Annotated in this window: 23 protein-coding genes; 17 read left to right on the top strand and 6 right to left on the bottom strand. The window is 70.0% G+C overall.

Going from position 1 to position 21,801, the window contains the following annotated elements:
- The first annotated feature begins 107 nt into the window (after positions 1 to 107).
- The 3 genes from MUY14_RS38070 (at position 108) to MUY14_RS38060 (ending at position 4,318) form a co-directional block, all read left to right on the top strand.
- Positions 108 to 1,253: an LLM class flavin-dependent oxidoreductase gene (locus MUY14_RS38070; RefSeq protein WP_247016761.1), complete on the top strand. Its 1,146-nt coding sequence runs from the start codon at positions 108 to 110 to the stop codon at positions 1,251 to 1,253.
- 317 nt (positions 1,254 to 1,570) lie between these two features.
- Complete coding sequence (locus MUY14_RS38065) at positions 1,571 to 2,830, top strand: MFS transporter (RefSeq protein WP_247016759.1); 1,260 nt, start codon at positions 1,571 to 1,573, stop codon at positions 2,828 to 2,830.
- A gap of 321 nt (positions 2,831 to 3,151) precedes the next feature.
- Positions 3,152 to 4,318 carry a GGDEF domain-containing protein gene (locus tag MUY14_RS38060; RefSeq protein ID WP_247025451.1) on the top strand — a complete coding sequence of 389 codons (1,167 nt, stop codon included), beginning with the start codon at positions 3,152 to 3,154 and terminating at the stop codon, positions 4,316 to 4,318.
- Positions 4,319 to 4,330: 12 nt separating this feature from the next.
- Here the strand turns inward: MUY14_RS38060 and MUY14_RS38055 are convergent, their stop codons facing one another.
- Positions 4,331 to 4,975, bottom strand: coding sequence for a TetR/AcrR family transcriptional regulator (locus tag MUY14_RS38055; protein ID WP_247016757.1), 645 nt, complete (start codon positions 4,973 to 4,975; stop codon positions 4,331 to 4,333).
- Positions 4,976 to 5,062: 87 nt separating this feature from the next.
- On the opposite strand from MUY14_RS38055, the gene MUY14_RS38050 reads away from it, so the two are divergent.
- Positions 5,063 to 6,286 (top strand): lipase family protein, encoded by a 1,224-nt coding sequence (locus MUY14_RS38050; protein ID WP_247016756.1) that lies wholly within the window; start codon positions 5,063 to 5,065, stop codon positions 6,284 to 6,286.
- Between the two features lie 63 nt (positions 6,287 to 6,349).
- Here the strand turns inward: MUY14_RS38050 and MUY14_RS38045 are convergent, their stop codons facing one another.
- Positions 6,350 to 6,760, bottom strand: coding sequence for a DUF3151 domain-containing protein (locus MUY14_RS38045; protein WP_247016754.1), 411 nt, complete (start codon positions 6,758 to 6,760; stop codon positions 6,350 to 6,352).
- 220 nt (positions 6,761 to 6,980) lie between these two features.
- Here MUY14_RS38045 and MUY14_RS38040 point away from each other — a divergent pair, with 220 nt between their 5' ends.
- The 3 genes from MUY14_RS38040 to MUY14_RS38030 are packed head-to-tail and all read left to right on the top strand — an operon-like array spanning position 6,981 to position 8,851.
- On the top strand, positions 6,981 to 8,153 hold the full coding sequence (locus MUY14_RS38040) for a hypothetical protein (RefSeq protein WP_247016751.1): 1,173 nt from the start codon (positions 6,981 to 6,983) through the stop codon (positions 8,151 to 8,153).
- A gap of 22 nt (positions 8,154 to 8,175) precedes the next feature.
- The gene (locus tag MUY14_RS38035) at positions 8,176 to 8,454 is read left to right on the top strand and encodes a type II toxin-antitoxin system Phd/YefM family antitoxin (RefSeq protein ID WP_247016750.1); all 279 of its coding nucleotides are present in this window, start codon (positions 8,176 to 8,178) and stop codon (positions 8,452 to 8,454) included.
- On the top strand, positions 8,447 to 8,851 hold the full coding sequence (locus MUY14_RS38030) for a type II toxin-antitoxin system VapC family toxin (protein WP_247016749.1): 405 nt from the start codon (positions 8,447 to 8,449) through the stop codon (positions 8,849 to 8,851). Before MUY14_RS38035 ends, MUY14_RS38030 begins: the two co-directional genes overlap by 8 nt.
- A gap of 53 nt (positions 8,852 to 8,904) precedes the next feature.
- On the opposite strand, the gene fbaA is transcribed toward MUY14_RS38030, so the two are convergent.
- Together fbaA and MUY14_RS38020 are read right to left on the bottom strand one after the other, a co-directional pair.
- Entirely contained in the window at positions 8,905 to 9,936 is a 1,032-nt protein-coding gene (gene fbaA / locus MUY14_RS38025; protein WP_247016748.1) for a class II fructose-bisphosphate aldolase, read from the bottom strand.
- 152 nt (positions 9,937 to 10,088) lie between these two features.
- Positions 10,089 to 10,913: an LLM class F420-dependent oxidoreductase gene (locus MUY14_RS38020; protein WP_247016747.1), complete on the bottom strand. Its 825-nt coding sequence runs from the start codon at positions 10,911 to 10,913 to the stop codon at positions 10,089 to 10,091.
- 62 nt (positions 10,914 to 10,975) lie between these two features.
- Here MUY14_RS38020 and MUY14_RS38015 point away from each other — a divergent pair, with 62 nt between their 5' ends.
- The 6 genes from MUY14_RS38015 to MUY14_RS37990 all read left to right on the top strand — a co-directional run bounded on the left by MUY14_RS38015 (position 10,976) and on the right by MUY14_RS37990 (position 16,819).
- Entirely contained in the window at positions 10,976 to 11,878 is a 903-nt protein-coding gene (locus MUY14_RS38015; protein WP_247016746.1) for an aldo/keto reductase, read from the top strand.
- Between the two features lie 81 nt (positions 11,879 to 11,959).
- Positions 11,960 to 12,871: an SDR family oxidoreductase gene (locus MUY14_RS38010; protein WP_247025450.1), complete on the top strand. Its 912-nt coding sequence runs from the start codon at positions 11,960 to 11,962 to the stop codon at positions 12,869 to 12,871.
- A gap of 2 nt (positions 12,872 to 12,873) precedes the next feature.
- Positions 12,874 to 13,347: a pyridoxamine 5'-phosphate oxidase family protein gene (locus tag MUY14_RS38005; protein ID WP_247016745.1), complete on the top strand. Its 474-nt coding sequence runs from the start codon at positions 12,874 to 12,876 to the stop codon at positions 13,345 to 13,347.
- 81 nt (positions 13,348 to 13,428) lie between these two features.
- Positions 13,429 to 14,901, top strand: a complete 1,473-nt coding sequence (locus MUY14_RS38000; protein WP_247016744.1) for an NAD(P)/FAD-dependent oxidoreductase — start codon at positions 13,429 to 13,431, stop codon at positions 14,899 to 14,901.
- Complete coding sequence (locus MUY14_RS37995) at positions 14,898 to 15,764, top strand: metal-dependent hydrolase (protein ID WP_247016742.1); 867 nt, start codon at positions 14,898 to 14,900, stop codon at positions 15,762 to 15,764. Before MUY14_RS38000 ends, MUY14_RS37995 begins: the two co-directional genes overlap by 4 nt.
- On the top strand, positions 15,761 to 16,819 hold the full coding sequence (locus MUY14_RS37990) for a PDR/VanB family oxidoreductase (protein ID WP_396126616.1): 1,059 nt from the start codon (positions 15,761 to 15,763) through the stop codon (positions 16,817 to 16,819). The genes MUY14_RS37995 and MUY14_RS37990 overlap by 4 nt, the downstream gene beginning before the upstream one ends.
- On the opposite strand, the gene MUY14_RS37985 is transcribed toward MUY14_RS37990, so the two are convergent.
- Positions 16,814 to 17,098: a YciI family protein gene (locus MUY14_RS37985; protein WP_247016740.1), complete on the bottom strand. Its 285-nt coding sequence runs from the start codon at positions 17,096 to 17,098 to the stop codon at positions 16,814 to 16,816. The genes MUY14_RS37990 and MUY14_RS37985 overlap by 6 nt on opposite strands.
- Before the next feature lie 201 nt (positions 17,099 to 17,299).
- On the opposite strand from MUY14_RS37985, the gene MUY14_RS37980 reads away from it, so the two are divergent.
- The 4 genes from MUY14_RS37980 (at position 17,300) to MUY14_RS37965 (ending at position 20,255) form a co-directional block, all read left to right on the top strand.
- Positions 17,300 to 17,872: a SigE family RNA polymerase sigma factor gene (locus MUY14_RS37980; protein WP_247025448.1), complete on the top strand. Its 573-nt coding sequence runs from the start codon at positions 17,300 to 17,302 to the stop codon at positions 17,870 to 17,872.
- A 91-nt stretch (positions 17,873 to 17,963) separates the two neighbouring features.
- A complete protein-coding gene (gene nagA / locus MUY14_RS37975) occupies positions 17,964 to 19,115 on the top strand; it encodes an N-acetylglucosamine-6-phosphate deacetylase (protein ID WP_247025447.1) in 1,152 nt (383 codons plus the stop codon).
- Between the two features lie 28 nt (positions 19,116 to 19,143).
- Positions 19,144 to 19,506 carry a hypothetical protein gene (locus tag MUY14_RS37970; RefSeq protein WP_247016738.1) on the top strand — a complete coding sequence of 121 codons (363 nt, stop codon included), beginning with the start codon at positions 19,144 to 19,146 and terminating at the stop codon, positions 19,504 to 19,506.
- A gap of 44 nt (positions 19,507 to 19,550) precedes the next feature.
- Positions 19,551 to 20,255 (top strand): DedA family protein, encoded by a 705-nt coding sequence (locus tag MUY14_RS37965; protein ID WP_247016736.1) that lies wholly within the window; start codon positions 19,551 to 19,553, stop codon positions 20,253 to 20,255.
- 63 nt (positions 20,256 to 20,318) lie between these two features.
- Here MUY14_RS37965 and MUY14_RS37960 read toward each other — a convergent pair whose 3' ends face one another.
- Positions 20,319 to 21,710, bottom strand: coding sequence for an FAD-binding oxidoreductase (locus MUY14_RS37960; protein ID WP_247016734.1), 1,392 nt, complete (start codon positions 21,708 to 21,710; stop codon positions 20,319 to 20,321).
- Between the last annotated feature and the right edge of the window lie 91 nt (positions 21,711 to 21,801).

The raw sequence follows: 21,801 nt of genomic DNA, 5'->3' as shown, positions 1-21,801 counted from the left end.
TCGGCTCGTCCCGGCCCCGGTGCGCCGTTCCACCCTGCGGACGTCGTTGCCGCTCCCGGTGCGCCGGGCGTAGCCGTTGCAGTAGCTACGGGAGAGAAGGTGACGGCATGCCGGTGGAATTCCTGGGCATCGGGGGCACGCACGACGGGTCCGAAACGCACGCCCGCACGGGCGGGGTGTTCGACAAGGAGTACACGCTGCGCCTGGCCCGCGCGCACGAAGACTTCGGCTGGGACCGGGTGCTGTTCGCCTACGGTTCCGGCTCGCCGGACCCCGCGCAGGCGGCCGCGTACGTCGCCACGAAGCTCGACAAGCTGCAGATTCTGCTCGCCCACCGCGCCAACGTCTCGTACCCGACGTTCGCGGCGAAGACGTTCGCGACGCTCGACCGGATCTCCGACGGCCGCCTCACGGTCCACTTCATCACCGGCGGCAACGACCACGAGCAGCAGCGCGAAGGCGACTACCTCAGCAAGGACGACCGCTACGGGCGCACCCGCGAGGCCATCCAGATCATCAAGCGGGCCTGGACGTCCGACGAACCCTTCGACTTCGACGGGCGCTACTACCGCTTCGCGGACTACGTCAGCGACGTGAAGCCGGTCCAGCAGCCCCGGCCCGGTGTGTCGTTCGGCGGGTCGTCCCCGGCCGCGTACGCCGCCGGGGGCGCCGAAGCGGACATCTACTGCCTCTGGGGCGAGCCGCTGGCCCAGACCGCGCAGCAGATCGAGGCGGTCGCGGCCGCCGCCCGGACCGCCGGCCGCACCGACGTGCCGCGGATCCAGGTGGCGTTCCGGCCGATCATCGCACCGACCGAGGAGCTGGCCTGGGAAAAGGCGTACGCGACGGTGGGCGCGATCAAGGACCGCACCAAGGGCGGCCGGCCGCTGACCCGCCGCCACAAGCTCACCGAGCCGGAGAACACGGGCTCGCAGCGCCTGCTGGAGATCGCGGCGAACGGCGAGCGCTTCGATCGCGCGCTGTGGACCCCGACGGCGGCCGCGACCGGCGGCGCGGGCAATTCGAACGCGCTGGTCGGCACGCCGGAGACGGTCGCGCAGGCGTTGCTCGACTACTACGACCTCGGCGTGGAGATCCTGTCGGCCCGGGGCTACGACATGCTCGGCGACACGATCGACTTCGGGCGGTACGTGATCCCGATCGTCCGGGAAGAGGTCGCGAAGCGGGATGCCGCGCGGGCGGCGATCGCGGCCGGCCGGCCGGTGGCGGACGCCCTCACGATCGACGGCTGAGCACAGTTCCCCCCAGGTAGCCACCTCGCGAACGCGAGGTGGCTACTTTTGCCTCTGGTCCTCCGGCCATCGGGTACGGAATGATCCATTGGTGACTCCTGAGCCATCGGTCAGACACTGCGGGCTATCGTCTGACCCGTTCGGGAAAGCTCCGTGACACCTTGGATACCAGCGAAAGAACCTAGAGATTTACCAACAGTCACGGGACACTGGCTGGGGTAACTCACGTACCGTGACTGCCCCATGACCGACTGGTCGTCTCGTCACCGGCGGTCGTGGGACTGACGCGGTCTGCACAAGAGGTCGGGAGAAAACGCATGGCAGCACCGCCGGATCGAGTCACGTTCCGCGAGGTGTTCGGGATCGCCGAGTTCCGGGCGCTGTGGTTCGGGGAACTGCTGTCGATCGCCGGCGACCAGCTGGCCAGGGTCGCGCTGTCCATCCTCGTCTTCACCGGCACCAACTCCGCGACCCTGACCGGCCTGACGTACGCCCTGACCTACGCCCCGTCGCTGTTCGGCGGCATCTTCCTGACCGGCTTCGCCGACCGCTTCCCCCGCCGCACCGTGATGGTGGTCGTCGACCTGCTGCGGGCCGGGCTGATCCTGCTCGTCGCGCTGCCCGGCATGCCGTTCTGGCTGATGTGCGTGCTGGTCGGCGGCGTCTCCCTGGTCAACCCGCCGTTCAAGGCGTCCCAGCTGGCGCTGCTGCCGCAGGTGCTCGCCGGCGACCGGTTCGTCGTCGGCATGGGCATCCGCAGCATGACCGTGCAGAGCGCGCAGCTGCTCGGCTTCGCCGGCGGTGGCGCGCTGCTGATCGCCCTCGACCCGCACGTCGCCCTCGCCATCGACGCCGCCACCTTCCTGCTCTCGGCCGCCTTCGTCCGCTTCGGCGTCCAGGCCCGGCCGGCCGCGGCGAGCGGCGAGCAGCGCAAGTCCTTCTTCGCGACGCTCGGCGGTGGTGGCCGGACGGCGTTCGCCAGCTCGTCGCTGCGGACGCTCGTGCTCTTCACCTGGCTGATGGGGCTGCTGCCGGTCTACGAGGGCATCGCGGCGCCGTACGTCTCGGCGGCCGGCGGCGGGCCGGAAGCGATCGGCCTGCTGCTGGCCGCCGACCCGATCGGCAGCGTCATCGCGACCTTCGCCTACACGCGCTGGGTGCCCGCGCGGCTGCGGCCGCGGCTGATCGGCCCGCTGGCGGCGCTGTGCGCGGTCCCGCTCGTGCTCTGCTTCCTGAACCCCGGCCCGGTGGCCTCGATCGTCCTGTTCATCGTGTCCGGCGGGTTCGGCACGGTCTGCCTGCTGCAGGCGACCGCGTCGCTGACCCTGGCCGTGCCCGACGAACAACGCGCGCAGGTGATGGGCCTGTCCAACACCGGCCTGACCACGATGATGGGCATCAGCCCGCTCATCGGCGGCGTGCTGGCGGATCAGCTGACCCCGCACGGCACGGTCGGCATCTTCGGCGTCGTGGGCGTGGTGCTCACCGTGGCGCTGGCGGTGCTGTGGGCCCGATCGTTATCGAGTGAGCCGGGACGCTGGCACGACAAAGAAGCCGCACGCGCCGAACATGCATGACATGCCCCGCGCGTGGGCCCGACCTGCGCGACCTTGCGGTGCGCTGTGCGGTCACTGTTCTTTGCCGCGCATCGCTGGCCACCTCTCGTTCCGGTGTCACAGAAAAAGTACACACCGAAAGCCCTTGTGGACAGCGGGCGAACGGTCTGAAACTGTCCGTGAGTACTTTGTCACCGTACATTCACGCAAGGGTCTGGGGGAAAAATGGTCACATCGGGGGAACAGCGCGGCCAAGACTTGATTTCTCGCGCGCGGGGCTGGGCACTGTGGACACGCCCCCGCGACTGGATCATCGCGACGCTGACCGCCATCGCGGTCATGCTGAGCTGGACGGCCGTTTCGCTGTTGACCGTGCCGGTCACCATCGCCCAGCTGGGCACGTTTCTGCTGCTCACCGCCCTGGCGGTGGCGCAGACGGAAGTCAGCAGGCGGCTCGAGCGGCAGCGCCGCATCCTCAGCAACGGGCCCTACATCTCGATGACTTCGGTGTGGTTGCTGCCCGCCGGCCTGCTGCTGCCGGCCCAGCTGATCGCCGCCCTTGGTGTCGTTCTGTACGTGTACTTGGCCTTCCGGAGTTGGTCCGGCACCCGTCCGGGTGAATTTCACCGGGTGGCCGCGAACGCGACCACGATGATCCTCTCGGCCTTCTCCGCGGGTGTCGTCGGTCACATGACGATCGGCAGCGGCGTCGCGACCGTGACGCTGGCCGCCCTGGCCTTCTTCACCGTGAACACCGCGCTGACCGGGCTCGGCCTCTACCTGGCCGACCCGAAGAGCGCGACACCGGTGTCCTGCCTGGGGAACATGGACGACAACCTGCTCGAACTGTCCACCCTGTGCGTCGGCGCGCTGCTGGTGATGGTGCTCAACGAGGAGCCGCTGCTGTCGGTGCTGGTCATCCTGCCGCTCTACGTGCTGCAGCGGTCGGTGCTGATCAAGCGGCTCGAGGAGCTCGCCACGACCGACCAGAAGACGCAGCTGCTCAACGCCACCACCTGGCAGGACGGCGCGCAGCGCGAGATCTCGCGCGCGGAGCGGGAAAACGGCAGCTTCGGCGCGATGATGATCGACCTCGACCACTTCAAGCGGATCAACGACACCTACGGGCACCTCGCGGGGGACGACGTGCTCAAGGCGGTGGCCGCGGTGGTCAAGCAGGAGACGCGGGCGCACGACCTGGTCGGGCGCTTCGGCGGCGAGGAGTTCGTCGCGCTGCTGCCGTCGACGTCCAAAGAGGATGCGATCGTGACGGCCGAGCGGATCCGGCAACGGGTCAGCGAGCTGATCATCAGCACCAAGACCAACGAGGGCGCCGCCGTCGACATCGAGCGGCAGACGGCGTCCATCGGCGTCGCCGCGTACCCGCTGGACGGGTCGTCGATCGAGGAAGTGATGTCGTCCGCGGACGCGGCCGTCTACGCGGCCAAGCACGGCGGGCGGAACCGGGTGGTCGGCTCCGTCTCGCTCCCGGAGATGGCCGTCGCTTAGCTGCCCCCCGGGTCAGCGCAGCCGGTCGATGACGTCGCTCGCCTTGGTCTGGAGGCGGGCGACGCCGCCGACGGTGAACTCGGTCAGCAAGTCGATCAAGGCCTCCTGGTCCGGCGGCTCGCCGTCCCAGGTGGCCTGGACCAGTGACTCGGTCATCGCGAAGAAGAGCGTGACGAGCGCGCGGTCCGCGCGGCCGGAGTCGATGCCGTGCGCGGCCCACCGCTTGCGGCTGGCTTCGGCGTAGACGACGGCCAGCCGCTCCCTCAACCGGGTGAGAGCGGGGTCGCCCGCGCGCTCGGCCGCGCGGAGCACGCCGTAGCCCTCGGGGTGGTCGGCGACGAAGGTGACCATGTTGGCGTAGTTGGCCCGCGCCCAGGCCCGCAGACCGGGCTGCTCGTCGGCCACCGAAGGGCCCGCGATGGCGGCGAAGGCGCTTTCCTCGGTAGCGGCCACGACCTCGGCGAACAGCGTCGCGCGGTCGCCGAACCGCTCGTAGACGGCCTGCCGCGAGACGCCGGCTTCGCGCGCGATCTGCTCGATCGTCGCGCCCTGCATCCCGTGCTGCGCGACGACCCTCGCGGTCGCGCCCAGCACGCGGGCGCGCTGCTCCCCGACCGGGAGCTTGCGCGGCCGCCCGCGCGGAGCGGGGCTTGACATGGTGGTCCACCTCACGTGATTCTTTTTCCGACACCTCTGTCTGAAAAGGTGTTCCCCGCGCACTCGTCTGCTCAACGAGGAGCAAGCATGCGTATCTTCCCCCGTCGCGCCCGCTTCGCGGCCGTCGCCACGGTTTCCGTGCTGGCGTTGACGACGCTCGGCCCGCCGCAGGCCTCCGCCACGTCCTTCTACGATCCGCCGTCACCGCTTCCCGCGGGCAGCAACGGCGACGTCATCCGGCACGAGGCGTCGACGTTCTACATCGACCCGATCAAGCTGATCAAGGCCGACGCGGCCGTGCAGCGGATCATGTACCGCAGCACCGACACCCACGGCTCGCCGATCGCCGTCACCGGCACGGTGCTGACGCCGCGGTCGGCGTGGCACGGCGCCGGCGCGCGCCCGATCGTCTCCTACGCCGTCGGCACGCAGGGCGAGGGCGACGACTGCGCGCCCTCGAAAGCGCTTGCCGCCGGCTTCGAGTACGAAGGCCCGTTCATCGCCGGGCTCCTGACGCGCGGCTACGGCGTCGTCGTCACCGACTACGAAGGGCTCGGCACGCCGGGCGACCACACGTACGTCAACCGCGCTTCGGAGGGGCACGCGGTGCTCGACGCGGTCCGCGCGGCGCAACGGCTGCCGGAGGCGGGCCTCCCGGACGACGGGCCGGTCGCGATCGCGGGTTACTCCCAGGGCGGCGGCGCGTCGGCCGCGGCGGCGGAACTCCAGCCGAGCTACGCGCCGGAACTCAAGCTGAAGGGCGCGTACGCGGGCGCGGTGCCGGCGGACCTGGCTTCGGTGGCGAAGAACCTCGACGGCCACTACGCGGTCGGCTTCCTCGGCTTCGCGCTGGTGAGCATGAACTACGCGTACCCGGAGCTGAACATCCCGGCGCTGCTCAACGCGCGCGGCAAGCAGCTGTTCGAGCAGGTCCGGACCGAGTGCACGGTGGAGGCGATCGCGGCGCACGCGTTCACGCAGTCCTCGACGCTGACCACCGACGGCCGCTCGCTGACCGCGTACCTCGGCGAGGAGCCGTACGCGTCACGGGTGGCGGAGCAGAAGATCGGGACGCTGAAGCCGACGGTGCCGGTGCTGATCGTCCACAGCGCGCTCGACGACATCGTGCCCTACGCGCAGGACCGCGACCTGGGGCGGACGTGGTGCGGCAAGGGCGTGAAGGTGCAGTTCAGCACCTCGCTGGTGCCCACGCACGTGCTCACGGCGGTGCGGGCGTACCCGGAGGCGTTCGCGTGGCTCGAAGGCCGCTTCGCCGGCCTCCCGGCCCTCTCCAACTGCGGCCTGTTCTGAGGTCCGCCGCGGCTCTCGTGAGTGTTCAGGGCGGTCGGAACCGCCCTGAACACTCATGAGGCGTCACTTCAGGCCGGTGGCCTCGGAAGCGGCGGGGTCGGAGTCGGCGAGGAACGTGCGGCAGCGGTCGTACTCCTCGGTCTCGCCGATCTTGCCGGCGGCCTTGCCCAGCACGGCGAGGGCGCGCAGGAAGCCCTGGTTGGGGCGGTGCGCCCACGGCACCGGGCCGAAGCCCTTCCAGCCCGCGCGGCGCAGCTGGTCGAGACCGCGGTGGTAGCCGGTGCGGGCGTACGCGTACGCGGCGACGGTCTCGCCCGCGTCGAAGGCCTTCTCGGCCAGCGACGCCCACGCCTCGCTGTAGTCGGGGTGTTCGGCCGCGACGGTGGCCGGGTCGCTCCCGGCGTCGAGCGCGGCCTGGGCGGCGGTGTGCTCGGGCAGCAGCGTCGGCTCGGGGCCGAGCAGGTTGTGCGTCATGCCGCCCATTCTGCCCTCAGAAGAGGAGCGCCCCGAGCACCCCGCCACCGGCCAGCACCAGCGCGCCGATCAGGACGGCGGCCACAACTCGTTTCGGCATCATGGCGGCACACCATGCCAACCGGCGCGCGCCGGAGGCAAATCCACCACCCCTACGGGTGAACCCCGGTTTTTGGCGGTCTTAGCCCGCTCGTGACCATGACCGGCCATGATGTCCGGCATGGCCAAGGCAGTCGACGTCCCGGTGGACGTGATCCCGCGCAGCCCGATCGGCAAGACGCGGCTGTTCTTCACGCGGCACTGGCACCGCGGCGCCCCCGGGCAGCCGACGCCGGACTGGGTGCTCCGGTTCTGCTACGGGATGTGGCTGGCGGCGTTCGCGTTCAAGCTGGTCGGCTCGTCGTGGGACATGTCGTGGCACTTCATGTGGCTGCGCGACGACCTGGCGCCCCCGCACCTGATCAACACCGTGGGCACGGTGATCATCGTGGTGCTGGTGGCGATCCACAGCTACACGGGCCTGGGCGCCGATCGCCGCTCCCTGCGCCTGATGCAGATCGGCCTGCTGGTGTTCCTGGTGGCGGCGCCGCTGGACGTCATCAACCACCGCGTCAACGGCCTGGACCTGACGGCGTGGAGTCCGTCACACATGATGCTGTACCTGGGCACCGGCATCATGCAGGCGGGCGTGCTGCTGGGCTGGCTCCGAGCCGCGCCCCCGGGACGGTTCCGGACGGGCGTGCTGCTGGCGCTGTGGGCGTTCTTCCTGGAGAACACGTTCTTCCCGAACGGCCAGCAGGAGTACGGCATCCTGGGCCTGCGCGCGTGGGAGCGGGGCACCCCGGAGGCCGAGCCCTCGCTGCTCTCGTTCGCGGCCAACCAGATCGGCCACCCGGTCGACCGGACGGCGATCCTGCACTTCACGATGCCGATCCCGGAGTGGGTGTACCCGCTGTGGGGCATCGGCGTGATGGCCCTGATCCTGGCCCTGGCGCGCCGGACGTTGGGCTTCCGCTGGGTGGCGACTTCGGTGGCTCTCGCTTACGTCGCGTACCGGTCGGTGATGTGGCCGCTGCTGCTGGGAATGGGCTTCCCGGTGTCGACGGTGCCGTTCTACCTGCTGTTCGTCGGGCTGGCGGTGGACCTGGCGTTCACGATGGGCGCGGGTGTCCTGCAGGCCGGCGCGGGGGCGCTGCTGGTGACGGCGTTCGGGTACGGGGCGCTGTGGGTGCAGTCACAGTTCCGGCCGTGGGTACTGGGCGACGCGCACACGGAGTCGGCCCCACCACTGGCGTACTGGACGGCGGCGGTGGTGCTGGCGGGGGTGTTCGTCCTCTGGGCAGCGGCCGGCCCGGCTTCACGGCGGTGGTCCGCAAGGCGGGTAACCGCGTAGCACGCGGTGCTACACTTAGCCCATGCAGATAATCAGCCAGCGCGAGCTCCGCAATGGCTCTGCCGCGGTCATGGACGCCGTCGAGGCGGGTGAGACCTTCCATGTCACACGCAACGGCGTGGAGATCGCCGAGCTGCGACCGTTGACTCGGCGGCGCCAGCTCACCACCGAGGAAATAATCGCACGGCGTCGGCGGCTACCCCGTGTGGACGCCGCAGAGTTGCGTCGTGAGGCAGACGAGTTCTTCGGCGAAGACCGCCTGACCGACGACGACAACCCGTGGGAACGGTCTCGTGGCTGAGCGACACGAACTGGGTGTGCTCGACACCTGCGTCTACCTCGACCTCGTCGACCTGGACCCGGAGAAGCTGCCCGTCGTCCACCAGATCACGACAGTCACGATGGCCGAACTCCACCAAGGCGTCGTACTGGCGAAGAACCCAGCCACCAAGGCCGCGCGCACAGAAGATCTCGCGGCGGCTCTCGTGGACTACGTGCCACTTCCGTTCGATGCCGATGCCTCGACGCGGTTCGGCTCATTGGCAGCGCTTACCGTAGCCGCAAAGCGTGATCCACGGCCGCGCAAGATGGACCTGATGATCGCCGCGATCGCCTCCGTGCACGGCCTGCCGCTGTACACCCGCAACGCGAAGGACTTCCGCGGCCTCGAGAACCTGCTGGAAGTCGTCGAGGTCTGAACACGGCGAAGGGGCCGCACTTTCACGTGAAAGTGCGGCCCCTTCGCGCGTGACTACTTGAGCTTCGTGCCCGACGAGCCCAGGGCCTGGCAAGCCTCCACCACGCGCTGCGCCATCCCGGCCTCGGCGGCCTTCAGGTACGAGCGCGGGTCGTAGACCTTCTTGTTGCCGACCTCGCCGTCGATCTTCAGCACGCCGTCGTAGTTCTTGAAGAAGTGGTCCACGATCGGGCGGGTGAACGCGTACTGGGTGTCGGTGTCGACGTTCATCTTCACCACGCCGTAGGACACCGCCTCGCGGATCTCCTCCGGCAGTGAGCCCGAGCCGCCGTGGAAGACCAGCTCGAACGGCTTGGACCCCGCGTCGAGGCCGAGCTTCTTCGCTGCTGCTTCCTGGCCGCCCTTGAGCACGTCGGGGCGGAGCTTGACGTTGCCCGGCTTGTAGACGCCGTGGACGTTGCCGAACGTCGCCGCCAGCAGGTAGCGGCCGCGGTCGCCGGAGCCGAGGGCGTCGATGGTCTTGAGGAAGTCGCCTTCGGCGGTGTAGAGCTTTTCGTTGATCTCGGCTTCGACGCCGTCTTCTTCGCCGCCGACGACGCCGATCTCGACCTCGAGGATGATCTTCGCGGCGGCGGTCTTGGCGAGCAGTTCCGCGGCGATCTCGAGGTTTTCGTCGAGGTCGATGGCGGAGCCGTCCCACATGTGGGACTGGAACAGCGGGTTCTGGCCGTTCTTGACCCGCTCGGCGGAGATGTCGATGAGCGGGCGGACGAAGCCGTCGAGCTTGTCCTTGGGGCAGTGGTCGGTGTGCAGCGCGACGTTGACGTCGTAGCGCGCGGCCACGACCTGCGCGAACTCGGCCAGCGCGGTGGCGCCGACGACCATGTCCTTGACCTTCTGGCCGGAGGCGAATTCGGCGCCGCCGGTGGAGAACTGGATGATGCCGTCGCTCTCCGCCTCGGCGAACCCGCGGATGGCGGCGTTCACGGTCTCGGACGAGGTCACGTTGATGGCGGGGTAGGCGAACTCGTTCGCCTTCGCCCGGTCCAGCATCTCCGCGTAGACCTCGGGGGTCGCGATGGGCATCGGTATTCCTCCTTGGCAGGGATGGGTCCCGACCGCATCGTACGAGGTGTACCGCCGCCGCACACCGGTCCCCGCGCAGAAACTTTTCCGCACGTGGGATCGGTTCAGAAGGGTGTGCCCGGCCGCCGGGCGCCCCGGCGGCCGGACGGGGATCACAGCAGCTCGGCGGCCAGCGCGCGGTAGCCCGGCCACGGGTCCTCGTTCAGGACCTGGACCACGACCTGGTCCGCCCCCGCCTCGAGGTGGGCCGACAGGCCGCGCGCGATCGTCGCGGCGTCGCCGTGCAGCGCCAGCGCGTCGACCAGGGAGTCACTGCCCTCACCCTCCAGATCGGCGTCCGTGAAGCCGAGTTTGCGCAGGTTGGCGACGTAGTTCGACAGCCCCAGGTAGTACTTCACCGTCTGCCGGCCGATCGCCCGCGCCTCGGTCGGGTCGGTCGACAAGACGACCTTGTGCTCCGGCGCCAGCAGCGGGCCCGCGCCGAGGATCTCGCGCGTCGAGCGGGTGTGCTCCGGCGTCGTCAGGTACGGGTGCGCGCCCGCGGTGCGCGCGCCCGACAACTCCACCACCTTCGGACCCAGCGCCGCCAGCGCGCGCCCGGCCACCGGCACGCCCGCCGCGTCCAGGCCGTCCAGGTAGTCGACCAGCGCCGCGTACGGCTTCTTGTACTCCTTCGTCGCTTCGCGGTGGCCCGCGCCGACGCCGAGCAGGAAGCGGTCCGGGTACTTGCCCGCGATGCGCTCGTACACGCGGGCGATCGCCGCCGGTTCGTCCTGCCAGATGTTCACGATGCCGGTCGCGATGACCAGCGAGTCCGTCGCCGCGAGCAGGTCGTCCACCGACGCGAGGTCGGCGACGCCGGGTGAGCCGCCCAGCCAGATCGCCCCGTAGCCGAGCTTCTCCGCTTCCGCCGCGAACTTCGCGTCGACGTTTGCGTGGTACCGCCAGATCCCGAGCTTGCCCAGTTCGATAGCCATGGAACACTCCAACGCGTGGGACGGCGATTTTCCTCCCGGATCGGCGAACTACCGTCGAAGGCATGACCAAGCTGGGAAACACCGACCTCGACGTGTACGGGCTCAACCTCGGCGGCAACGTCTTCGGCTGGACGGCCGACGAGCCGCAGTCCTTCGCCGTGCTCGACGCCTACACCGCCGCGGGCGGCAACTTCGTGGACTCCGCCGACCTCTACGGCGGGGGCGGTGGCTCCGAGGAGATCTTCGGCAACTGGCTGGCCGCGCGCGGCAACCGGGACGACGTCGTCGTCGCGACCAAGGTCGGCATGTGGGAGGGCCGCCCCGGCCTGTCCGCGAAGAACATCCAGGCCGCAGCCGAGGACTCGCTGCGCCGCCTCCAGACCGACCACATCGACCTCTACTACGCCCACCGCGACGACCCCGACACCCCGCTCGAGGAGACCCTCGAAGCGTTCGACGCGCTGGTCCGCGCGGGCAAGGTGCGCTACCTCGGCGCGTCGAACTACACCGCCGAACGGCTCGCCGAAGCACTGTCCACTTCGGACCGCAACGGGCTCGCGCGGTACGCCGTGCTGCAGCCGCACTACAACCTCCTCGAGCGGGACTACGAGCGCGACCTGGCCCCGCTCGTCGCCCGCGAAGGCCTGGCCACGCTGCCGTACTTCTCGCTGGCGAAGGGCTTCCTCACCGGCAAGTACCGGACGAAGGGCGCCGTGACCGACAGCCCGCGCGCCGCCCGTGCGGAGTCCTATTTGGACGAACGCGGCGAGCGCGTGCTGGCGAAGCTCGACGAGGTCGCGAAGGCGCACGACGTCGCGGTCGCCACGGTCGCGCTCGCCTGGCTGCGGCAGCAGCCGACGGTGGCCGCGCCGATCGCCAGCGCCCGGACGACCGAGCAGCTGACCGACCTGATCGCGTCCGTGACCTTGACGCTGTCCCCCGACGAGCTGGCGTCACTTTCGTAGGGAAAGTGGCGCCTACTCTTGGGTAGCTTACTGCGGGTAAGTTGAGGTACGGTGCCCTCAAGTGACATCAAGGAGGGCACCGTGGCCAACCCGTTTTCGCTGCTGAGCGGCACCAAGAAGGTCGACGGGAAGGTCGTGCTGATCACCGGCGCCGCCCGCGGCATCGGCGCCGGGCTGGCCGAACGGCTCGCCGCCCGCGGCGCGAAGGTGGCCCTCGTCGGCCTCGAAGCCGAAGAGCAGAAGAAGGTCGCCGACCGGATCGGCCCGAACGCGCACGCCTGGGAAGCCGACGTCACCAGCTGGGACGCCCTCGAAAAGGCGACCGCGGGCGTCGTCGAGCACTTCGGCGGGATCGACGTCGTCATCGCCAACGCCGGCATCGCGACCGCGGGCTTCGTCCGCTCGGTCGACAAGGCCGCGTTCGAGAAGGTGATCGAGGTCGACCTGCTCGGCGTCTGGCGGACGTTCCGCGTCACGCTCCCGCACGTCATCGAGCGCAAGGGCTACCTGCTGGCCATCTCCAGCCTCGCCGCGATCACGCACGCGCCGGGCATGGCCAACTACTCCGCCGCCAAGGCCGGCGTCGAAGCGTTCTCGAACAGCCTCCGCGCCGAGGTCGCCCACCTGGGCGTCAAGGTCGGCGTCGCGCACCCGACGTGGATCCGCACCGACCTGGTCGAGAGCGCCGACGCGCACCCGGTGTTCGGCAAGCTCCGCGCGTCGATGCCGGGCCTGATCGGCAAGACCTACCCGCTCGAAACCGCGCTGGACGACCTCGAAGCGGGCATCCTCAAGCGCGCCCGGACCATCCACGTGCCGCGCTGGGTCGGCGGGCTCAAGCTGCTTCGCGCGTTCCTGCCGCCGATCGTCGAAATCGGGTCCCGCAGCCGGGTACCTTCGGCGGACAAGGCCGCGCTGGCCGACATCGAGGCACGCGGCGCGTTCGAGTCGGCGGTCACCGGCCACGGTGGACGAGCCGCCACCAAGGGGTGAACATGTCCCGTCGCGACCAGATCCGGATGACCGAGGACGAGGTGCGCGAGTACCTCGCCGGGCAGCAGGTCATCAACGTCGCCAGCGTCGGCCCGAACGGGCGGCCGCACCTCGCGCCGCTCTGGTACTTCCCGCACGGTGACGGCGTCGCGACCTGGACGTACGGCACCTCGCAGAAGGCCAAGAACTTCCGGCGGCTCGCGCAAGCGACCGTGCTCGTCGAGGACGGAGACAGCTACGAGAAGCTCCGCGGCGTTTCGTTCGAGGCCGACGTCGAGATCGTCGAGGACACCGCCGAGGTCACCCGGATGGGGATCGAGCTGATGCAGCGGTACGCGGGCGCCAAGCCGGGCGACCCCGTGCCCGACGAGCTGAGGGCCTTCATCGCAGGTCAGGCCCCCAAGCGCGTCGGGTTGATCTTCCGGCCGACCAAGGTCGCCAGCTGGAACCACGGCAAGCTCGGCGGGACGTACTGATCAGTAGCCAGTACTTCCAAGTAACTGTTACTTGAGGTAACGTCATTTCCGCAGTTTCCTCGAAGCAGCGGAGGCCGACAGATGACCGAGCGGTTCAAGGTCGTGATCGTGGGCACCGGGTTTTCCGGGCTCGGCCAGGCGATCCAGCTCGAAAAGGCCGGCATCCGGGACTACGTGATCCTGGAGAAGGCCGGCGAGGTGGGTGGCACCTGGCGCGACAACTCCTACCCCGGGTGCGCGTGCGACGTGCAGTCGCACATGTACTCGTTCTCGTACGAGCAGAACCCGGACTGGTCGCGGTCGTTCTCGCCGCAGCCGGAGATCTTCGAGTACCTCAAGGGCGTCGCCGACAAGTACCGGCTGCGCGAGAAGATCCGGTTCGGCGTGGAGCTCACCGGCGCCCACTGGGACGAGCGGGAGCGCCGCTGGACGGCGACCACCAAGGACGGCCGCGAGTTCGTCGCGCAGTTCCTCGTCTCCGGCGTCGGCGGCCTGCACATCCCGCAGGTCCCCGAACTGCCCGGGATCGGGGAGTTCAAGGGCCAGACCTGGCACTCCGCGCAGTGGAACCACGAATACGACCTGCGCGGCAAGAAGGTCGCCGTGGTCGGCACCGGCGCGAGCGCGGTCCAGTTCGTCCCGAAGATCGCCCCGGACGTCGCCGAGCTGACGCTGTTCCAGCGCACGCCGCCGTGGATCATGCCGAAGCCCGACCACGCGATGCCGTCGTGGGCGCAGACGCTGTTCAAGCGCGTCCCGGGCACCCAGCGCCTCTACCGCAACGCGCTCTACTGGCTGCTCGAGGCGCGGGCCATCGGCTTCAACGGCCACCCGGCGATCATGAAGGCCGGCGAGCTGATCGCGAAGCGCAACATCGCGAAGGGCATCAAGGACTCCGCGCTGCGCAAGAAGGTCACGCCCGACTACACGATGGGCTGCAAGCGCGTCCTGATCTCCAACGACTACTACCCGGCGCTCGCGCGGCCGAACGTCGACGTCAACACCTCGGGCGTCAAGGAGGTCAAGGCGCACTCGATCGTCGACTCCGCCGGGGTCGAGCACGAGGTCGACGCGATCATCTACGGCACCGGGTTCAAGGTGACCGACGCGCTGGAGTACCTCGACATCACCGGCGTCGACGGCCGCGACCTCGCCAAGGAGTGGGCGGCCGAGGGGATGCGGACGCACAAGGGCATCACCGTGTCCGGCTTCCCGAACCTGTTCTTCCTGCTCGGCCCGAACACCGCACTGGGCCACAACTCCGTCGTGTTCATGATCGAGTCGCAGTCGAAGTACGTCGTCGACGCCATCAAGCTCGCCGACTCCCGTGACGCGGCCGCGCTCGACGTCCGGCCGGGTGTGCAGGAGAAGTTCCAGCAGGAGATCCAGGACAAGCTGGTCAAGGGCGTCTGGACCCAGGGCGGCTGCAAGAGCTGGTACCTCGACGCCAAGGGCGTCAACCGGACGATCTGGCCCGGCTTCACCTGGCGCTACTGGCTGGAGACGCGCAAGGTCGACCCGGCCGACTACGAGCTGTCCGGCCGGGCGTCGTGACCTCGCCGGAGGAGCAGCTCGTGCTGCACGCCCGGGACGTCGAGTTCGACTGGGCGGCGCTGCCGATGCACTGGATCCCCGGCGAACCGCAGGCCACGCACACCATCAACGTCCTGCACCTGGCGCTGCCCGAAGGCGAGCGCTGGTTCGTCGAGGTCTTCAAGCAGGCCGTCCCGCTGATCCGCGACGAGCGGCTCAAGGCGGACGTCCTCGGCTTCATCGGCCAGGAGGCGGTGCACGCCGAGGCCCACGACGGTGCGGCGGCGCACCTCGAAAGCGCGGGCGTGCGGGTGCAGCCCTTCATCGCGCAGATGGAGTGGCTGTTCCGGAAGCTGCTCGGCGACCGCGACCTGACCGGCGGGGCCGCCGAGGAGTGGCTGGTCGAGCGGCTGGGGATCATCGCCGCGATCGAGCACTACACCGCGTTCCTCGGCCAGTGGGTGCTCGACGCGCCCCTGGCGGAGGCCGGCGCCGACCCGGTCATGCTCGACCTGCTGCGCTGGCACGGCGCCGAGGAGGTCGAGCACCGGTCGGTCGCGTTCGACCTGTTCATGCACCTCGACGGCCGGTACACGCGCCGGGTCCGCAGCATGGCGGCGGTGACGCCGGTGCTGGCGTGGGTCTTCGCGCGCGGCACGCGGTACCTGATGCGCAACGACCCGACCCGCCCCGGCCGCGCGTCCCTGCGGGCCTACCGGCGGGCGGCGAAGCGGGGACTGCTGCCGAGCGGAGGTCAGCTGCTGCGCGAGATCCGGCCGTACTTCCGGAAGAGCTACCACCCGACGGAGACCGGAAGTACCGAGCAGGCCGTGGCGTACCTGGCGAGTTCACCGGCCGCCCGGGCGGCGGACGCACCGAAGTGACCCCCTCGAATCCCGCACTTTCACGTGAAAGTGCCCACCTGGGCGCCGCACTTTCACGTGAAAGTGCGGGGCTGGGGTGGCCGGGGCGGCTGGACGGGAGTGGCCGGACCGACCTGCTGCTGTCCACTTTGGTCGGCGTTGTGGGTGCCTACCGGCGGATGTCGGGGTTCAGCGGGAGACGGCGGCCGCCGGTGCGCGCGGTCGACCGGAACCTTTCGCTCGTGGTCGAAGCGGTTCGAGCCGAAGCCGAAGACGTCGTCAGCCTGCGGCTCTCGAACGGCACGCCGTTGCCGGGCTGGCGGCCGGGCGCGCACCTGGACCTCGTGCTGCCGTCGGGCCTCGTCCGGCAGTACTCGCTGTGCGGCGATCCGTCCGAAAAGGATCATTACCGCATCGCCGTGCGGAAGATCGGCGTCGCGTCCGGCGAGGTCCACGCCCTGCGGCCCGGTGCGCGGGTGACCGTGCGCGGCCCGCGGACGGCGTTCCCGTTCGTCGGCGCGGGCCCGTTCCTCTTCATCGCGGGCGGCATCGGGATCACGCCGATCCTGCCGATGGTCCACGCGGCGAGTGCGGCCGGCGCGGACTGGCGGCTGGTCTACACCGGCCGCAGCCGCGAGTCGATGCCGTTCCTGGCCGAACTGCCGGCCGACGACCGCGTCCGGATCCGCCCGGACACCGAGTACGGCGTCCCGGCCTCGGGCGCGGAACTGCTCGAAGGCATCCCCGAGAAAGCGGCGGTGTACTGCTGCGGCCCGGTGCCGATGATCGCCGGCGTCCGCGTCGATCTGGCGCTGACCAGCGCCGCCGTGCACTTCGAGCGGTTCGCGCCGCCGCCGATCGTCGCCGGGGAGCCGTTCCGGCTGACGCTGCGCCGGTCAGGGCAGGTCCTCGACGTCCCGGGCGACCGGACCGCGCTCGACGTCCTCCTCGAAACGCGGCCGGCGACGCCGTATTCGTGCCGCCAGGGCTTCTGCGGGACCTGCGCGGTGCCGACGGCCGACGGCGGGTCGATGCGGATCTGCGTCGACCGCGGCCCCGCGGTGCTCGACCTATGACCCCTGGGGCAGCCAGGCGCCGATCACCGGCTTGAACTCGCGGACGGTCCGCTCGGCGACGACGCCTTCCAGCGCGTACGGGTCCTTGTCGAGCGTCTCCTGCAGGTGGGCTTCGTCGTCGGCCTGGTAGAGCGTGAGGCCGCCGGTGCCGTCGCCGAGCGGGCCGGCGACCGCGACGCGGCCCTGCGCGGCCAGCTCGCTCAGGAACTCGCGGTGCCGCGGCCGCACCTCCTGGAGCTTCTCCTGGACGTAGGTGATTTCGACGAGGTACCAGGCCATGTGGATCTCCGGGGCTGGGCAGGGGCGGGACGGGACCGACGCTACCCGGGCCCTGATCGCGTCCCAGCATCCGATCTGTGGCGACAGGAGGCCAACCCGATAGGCTGGGCGTGCGTCAGTACCTGTGTGAGCGCTGTGAATACCGTGAACCTGCTGACGCGACACACCGTGCAAACCGGGGTCGGAGACAGGCAGGGGTTCATGCTCGAGGGCAATGCGGAACGCAGTGTCGAGGCAACCCTCGGCCAGCTGCGGGTCATGGACGGGCCGGCCCCGGCGCAGGCAGCTGCGCCGCTGACCCTCGAAGACCTCTACCGGCAGCACCGGATGCGGCTGGTCCGGCTGGCGATTCTGCTGGTGGACGAACCCGCGACGGCGGAAGACGTGGTCCAGGAGGCCTTCACCGGCCTGCACCGCAACTGGGGACGGCTCCGGGACGCCGCGGCCGCCGTCGGCTACCTGCGCACCGCCGTGGTCAACGGGTCGCGCAGCGTGCTGCGCCGCCGCAAGACCGCCCGCGAGTACGTGCCGCCGCACGCCGTCAACGCCCGGTCCGCCGAGAGCCTCGCGATGCTCTCCAGCGAGCACCAGGCCGTCGTGTCCGCATTGTCCAAACTGCCGCCCCGCCAGCGCGAAGTTCTGGTGCTCCGTTACTACGGAGGGCTGAGTGAAGCCGAAATCTCTGAGGCGGCGGGCATCTCCAAGGGTACCGTTAAATCGACCGCCAGCCGGGCGCTCGAGGCGCTCCAGAAGGCCATGCAAGCCCCACAGTGACCCGGGTGGACCATTCCGATCACTGAGTCGTATCACCATGCTTGGTCCAGACCAATATATGCTGGGGTGCGTGAGAGGCGCCGGAGATTTCGTGATCATGGGCGGCCGGGTCGCCGCCCCGGACCGTGTACTCGACGACGGCTGGGTAGCCGTCTCCGACGGGCGGATCGCCGGCGTGGGTTCCGGGACCCCGCCGTCCGGCGAGCACGTGGACGTCGGAGGGGCGCTCGTCGTCCCCGGGTTCATCGACACCCACTGCCACGGCGGGGGAGGTGCTTCGTTCACCTCCCTCGATCCCGAGGAACTCCTGACGGCGGTGCGGGCGCACCGCCGTCACGGCACCACGACCATGCTGGCCAGCCTGGTCTCCGATCCGGTCGACATCCTGCGTGAGCAGGTGGCCGCGCTGCGTGAGATCGTGCAGGACGGCGAGGTCGCGGGCATCCACCTGGAGGGGCCCTTCATCTCGAAGGCCCGCTGCGGGGCCCACGACCCGGAGACGCTCCTCGAGCCGGACACCGGCACGGTCGAGAAGCTCCTGCGCGCGGGCCAGGGCGCGATCCGGATGGTCACCATCGCCCCCGAGCTGCACGGCGGTGTGAAGGCCGTCCGCCAGCTGGCCGAGTCCGGCGTCATCGCCGCCATCGGCCACACCGACGGCGTCGAGGAGCAGCTGCTGCCCGCCATCGACGCGGGCGCTTCGGTGGCGACGCACCTGTTCAACGGGATGCGCCCGCTCCACCACCGCGAACCCGGCCCGGTCGGGGCCCTGCTCGATGACGAGCGCATCACGATCGAGCTCATCTGCGACCTCGTCCACCTGCACCCGACGGTGGTCCGGCTGGCCGCGAAGCACGCGGGCCGCAACCGCACGGTCCTCATCACCGACGCGATGTCGGCGACCGACGCCGCCGACGGCCGCTACACGCTGGGCCGCCTCGAGGTCGACGTCCACGACGGCGTCGCGACGCTCGCGGACAACGGCTCGCTGGCCGGCAGCACCCTGACCATGGACACCGCCTTCCGCAATCTGGTCGGGGGTGCGAAACTCGGCATCCTCGACGCGGTGCACGCGACTTCGCAGCGGCCCGCGGAGCTGCTCGGCATCGCGGACCGCACCGGCATGCTGTGCACCGGCTACGAGGCCGACATCGTGGTCCTCGACGAGGGCCTGCGGCCGTCGAAGGTGCTGCGCCGGGGTGAATGGGTCGCCGAAGTGGGTACGGCTACCTTGAGCACTTAGGGTTTTCAGCACGAGGAGACGGGCGGAGATGAGCGAGCCGAAGGACCCCGAGCAATTGCTGGCGGACGCCCTTCGCGCGCAAGCCGTCTTCGCCCCTTCGGCGTCACCGGCGCCCGCCCGCGAGCCGGAGCCGGGCACCGACGCCGTCCCGACCAGCGCGATCAACGAGCTGCCCTCGGCGTACGGCCTGCTCTCGGGCGCCGGCGCGGACTCGCTGGAGCGCGAGCGCGCGGCGCTGGACGCGGCGTCCGAAGCACCCACGGCGTACGCACCGGCGCCGCCTCCGCCGCCGCGTTCGTCGGCGCAGCTGCCCGCGTACTGGATCTTGCTGCTGGCGGTGCTGCTGGGCCTCGCGGCGGGATCCGTCGTGGGCCTGCTGACGCTGGTCTGACGGGTCTCAGTAACGACTCAGGGTGACCCTGTACCGTTTTCCAGGTGATTCTCGCCCAGAGCACGGTCAACACGATGTCGCTGCTGCCGTCATGGCTGGACCCGCAGCACCTGCTGAGCGGCCTGACGACGCCGGTCATCGCGGTGCTGTGCCTGATCATCTTCATCGAGAGCAGCATCTTCCCGGTGCTGCCCGGTGACTCCCTGCTGTTCACGGCCGGCCTGTTCATCGCGAACGGCACCCTCGACGCGCCGTTGTGGCTGGTCTGCGTCCTGGTGACGGTCGCGGCCCTGCTCGGCAACGTGGTCGGCTACTACATCGGCTACTTCGCCGGGCCCAAGCTGTTCAACCGGCCGGATTCGAAGTTCTTCAAGCGCGAGTACGTCGACAAGACGCACGAATTCCTGGAGAAGCACGGCCCGAAGGCGGTCGTGCTGGCCCGGTTCGTGCCGTTCGTGCGGACGTTCATCACGTGGATCGCGGGCATCGGCCGCATGGACCCGAAGCGCTACTTTACGTACACGGTCATCGGCGGCATCCTCTGGGCGGCCGGCATCACGGTCCTCGGCTCGCTGCTGGGCAACATCGGCTTCATCCGCGACAACGTGGACGCGATCTTCGTGCTGATCGTGCTGGTGTCGGTGGTCCCGATCGGCCTGGAGATCCTGAAGTCCCGCCGCGAGAAGAAGGCGGCCCTGCAGTCGGCCGACCCGGACGTCACGCAGCGGATCCCGCGGATCAAGGACTGACAGCTTTCGAGATCCGGGCCCCACCGGTCGGCGGTGGGGCCCTTTTCGTCGCCGGGGTGCGGCTCAGGTCATCGAGAACATCGACCCCGGGTTGAACAGGTTCTCCGGGTCCAGCGCCCGCTTGATCTCCCGGTGCACCCGCAGCCCCACCGGGCCGATCTCCCGGGCCAGCCACTCGCGCTTGATCTTGCCGACGCCGTGCTCGCCGGTCACCGTGCCGCCGAGGGACAGACCGACCTCGAGGATCTCGTCGAACGCACGCTGGGCCCGCGCGAACTCGTCCGGGTCGTCGGGCTGGTAGACGATCGTCGGGTGCATGTTGCCGTCGCCGGCGTGCCCGACCACCGCGATCCGCAGGCCGACCTCGGAGCTGATCTTCTCGCAGCCGCGGATCAGCTCGGCGATGCGCGTCCGCGGCACGCAGACGTCGTCGGTCAGCCACATCCCGTACGTCTCCAGGGCGGTGAGCACCACCCGGCGGGCCTGCAGCAGCATCCGGCCCTCTTCGAGGTCTTCGGTCGTGTACGCCAGGTCGGCGCCGCAATCCACGCAGATCTGCTCCAGCGCCGCCAGCTCCCGGCGGGCGACCTCACCGCCGGCGTCGGACTGGCCCAGCAGCAGCGCCTGGCAGTCCGAGCCCGCGCCGAGGTCCGTCTTCAGGTACGTCTCGGACGCCTTGATCGACGACGCGTCCATGATCTCCAGCAACGACGGCACGAGCCCTTCGCGGACGACCCGCGCCACCGCTTCGCCCGCCGCCTCGGTCGTGCTGAAGCCCGCGACCAGCGTGGCCGGGGCCTGGGGCAGTGGCTTGAGCTGGACCGTCGCCTGCGTGATGACGCCGAGCGTCCCCTCGCTGCCGACGAACAGGCGGGCCAGGTCGTAGCCGGCCACGCCCTTGACCGTCCGGCGGCCCGTCTTCAGCAGCGACCCGTCGGCCAGGACGACCTCGAGGCCGAGCACCGAGTCGGTGGTCACGCCGTACTTCACGCAGCAGAGGCCGCCCGCGTTCGTCGACAGGTTGCCGCCGATCGTGCACCAGTCGTAGCTGGACGGGTCCGGCGGGTAGAACAGGCCGTGCTTCTCGACGGCGGTGCGGAAGTCCAGGTTGACGACGCCCGGCTGGACGACCGCGAGCCGGTTGCCCGGGTCGATCTCGACGATCTCGTTCAGCTTGGTCAGCGCCAGCGTCACGCAGCCGTCGATCGCGTTCGCGGCGCCGGAGAGGCCGCTGCCGGCGCCGCGCGGCACGATCGGCACCCCGGCCTCGGCGCACGCCTTGACCACCGCCTGCACCTGCTCGGTGTTCGCCGGCAGCACCACCGCCAAGGGCTTGCCGGAGGGCGCCAGCGGCATCATGTCGCGCGCGTACGACGCCGTGACGTCGGAGTCGGTGAGCACGGCGCTCTTGCCGAGCAGGTCGCGCAGCTTGGTGACCAGGGCTTCGTTGCTCATGGCCTCATGGTAAGCCCGCAGAGTCCGCACTGCGGAACTAAAGTTTCAAAACCAGCCGCGCGGAGCAGCCCGTCGGCCGGGGGCAGCCGAC

It is taken from the genome of Amycolatopsis sp. FBCC-B4732 (assembly GCF_023008405.1).
GTDB classification, from domain to species: domain Bacteria; phylum Actinomycetota; class Actinomycetes; order Mycobacteriales; family Pseudonocardiaceae; genus Amycolatopsis; species Amycolatopsis pretoriensis_A.
Note: the sequence above shows the minus strand (reverse complement) of the source record. Positions and strands in the feature narration are given on the sequence as shown.

Excerpts from the sequence above, each read along its gene's own strand:
- MUY14_RS38065 (WP_247016759.1), top strand. The coding sequence starts at position 1,571 with ATGGCAGCACCGCCGGATCGAGTCACGTTCCGCGAGGTGTTCGGGATC.
- MUY14_RS37980 (WP_247025448.1), top strand. The coding sequence starts at position 17,300 with ATGCTCGAGGGCAATGCGGAACGCAGTGTCGAGGCAACCCTCGGCCAG.
- MUY14_RS38035 (WP_247016750.1), top strand. The coding sequence starts at position 8,176 with ATGCAGATAATCAGCCAGCGCGAGCTCCGCAATGGCTCTGCCGCGGTC.
- MUY14_RS38055 (WP_247016757.1), bottom strand. The coding sequence starts at position 4,975 with ATGTCAAGCCCCGCTCCGCGCGGGCGGCCGCGCAAGCTCCCGGTCGGG.
- MUY14_RS37970 (WP_247016738.1), top strand. The coding sequence starts at position 19,144 with ATGAGCGAGCCGAAGGACCCCGAGCAATTGCTGGCGGACGCCCTTCGC.
- MUY14_RS38020 (WP_247016747.1), bottom strand. The coding sequence starts at position 10,913 with ATGGCTATCGAACTGGGCAAGCTCGGGATCTGGCGGTACCACGCAAAC.
- MUY14_RS38050 (WP_247016756.1), top strand. The coding sequence starts at position 5,063 with ATGCGTATCTTCCCCCGTCGCGCCCGCTTCGCGGCCGTCGCCACGGTT.
- MUY14_RS38040 (WP_247016751.1), top strand. The coding sequence starts at position 6,981 with ATGGCCAAGGCAGTCGACGTCCCGGTGGACGTGATCCCGCGCAGCCCG.
- MUY14_RS38000 (WP_247016744.1), top strand. The coding sequence starts at position 13,429 with ATGACCGAGCGGTTCAAGGTCGTGATCGTGGGCACCGGGTTTTCCGGG.
- fbaA (WP_247016748.1), bottom strand. The coding sequence starts at position 9,936 with ATGCCCATCGCGACCCCCGAGGTCTACGCGGAGATGCTGGACCGGGCG.
- MUY14_RS38070 (WP_247016761.1), top strand. The coding sequence starts at position 108 with ATGCCGGTGGAATTCCTGGGCATCGGGGGCACGCACGACGGGTCCGAA.
- MUY14_RS38045 (WP_247016754.1), bottom strand. The coding sequence starts at position 6,760 with ATGACGCACAACCTGCTCGGCCCCGAGCCGACGCTGCTGCCCGAGCAC.
- MUY14_RS38005 (WP_247016745.1), top strand. The coding sequence starts at position 12,874 with ATGTCCCGTCGCGACCAGATCCGGATGACCGAGGACGAGGTGCGCGAG.
- MUY14_RS38015 (WP_247016746.1), top strand. The coding sequence starts at position 10,976 with ATGACCAAGCTGGGAAACACCGACCTCGACGTGTACGGGCTCAACCTC.
- MUY14_RS37985 (WP_247016740.1), bottom strand. The coding sequence starts at position 17,098 with ATGGCCTGGTACCTCGTCGAAATCACCTACGTCCAGGAGAAGCTCCAG.
- MUY14_RS37960 (WP_247016734.1), bottom strand. The coding sequence starts at position 21,710 with ATGAGCAACGAAGCCCTGGTCACCAAGCTGCGCGACCTGCTCGGCAAG.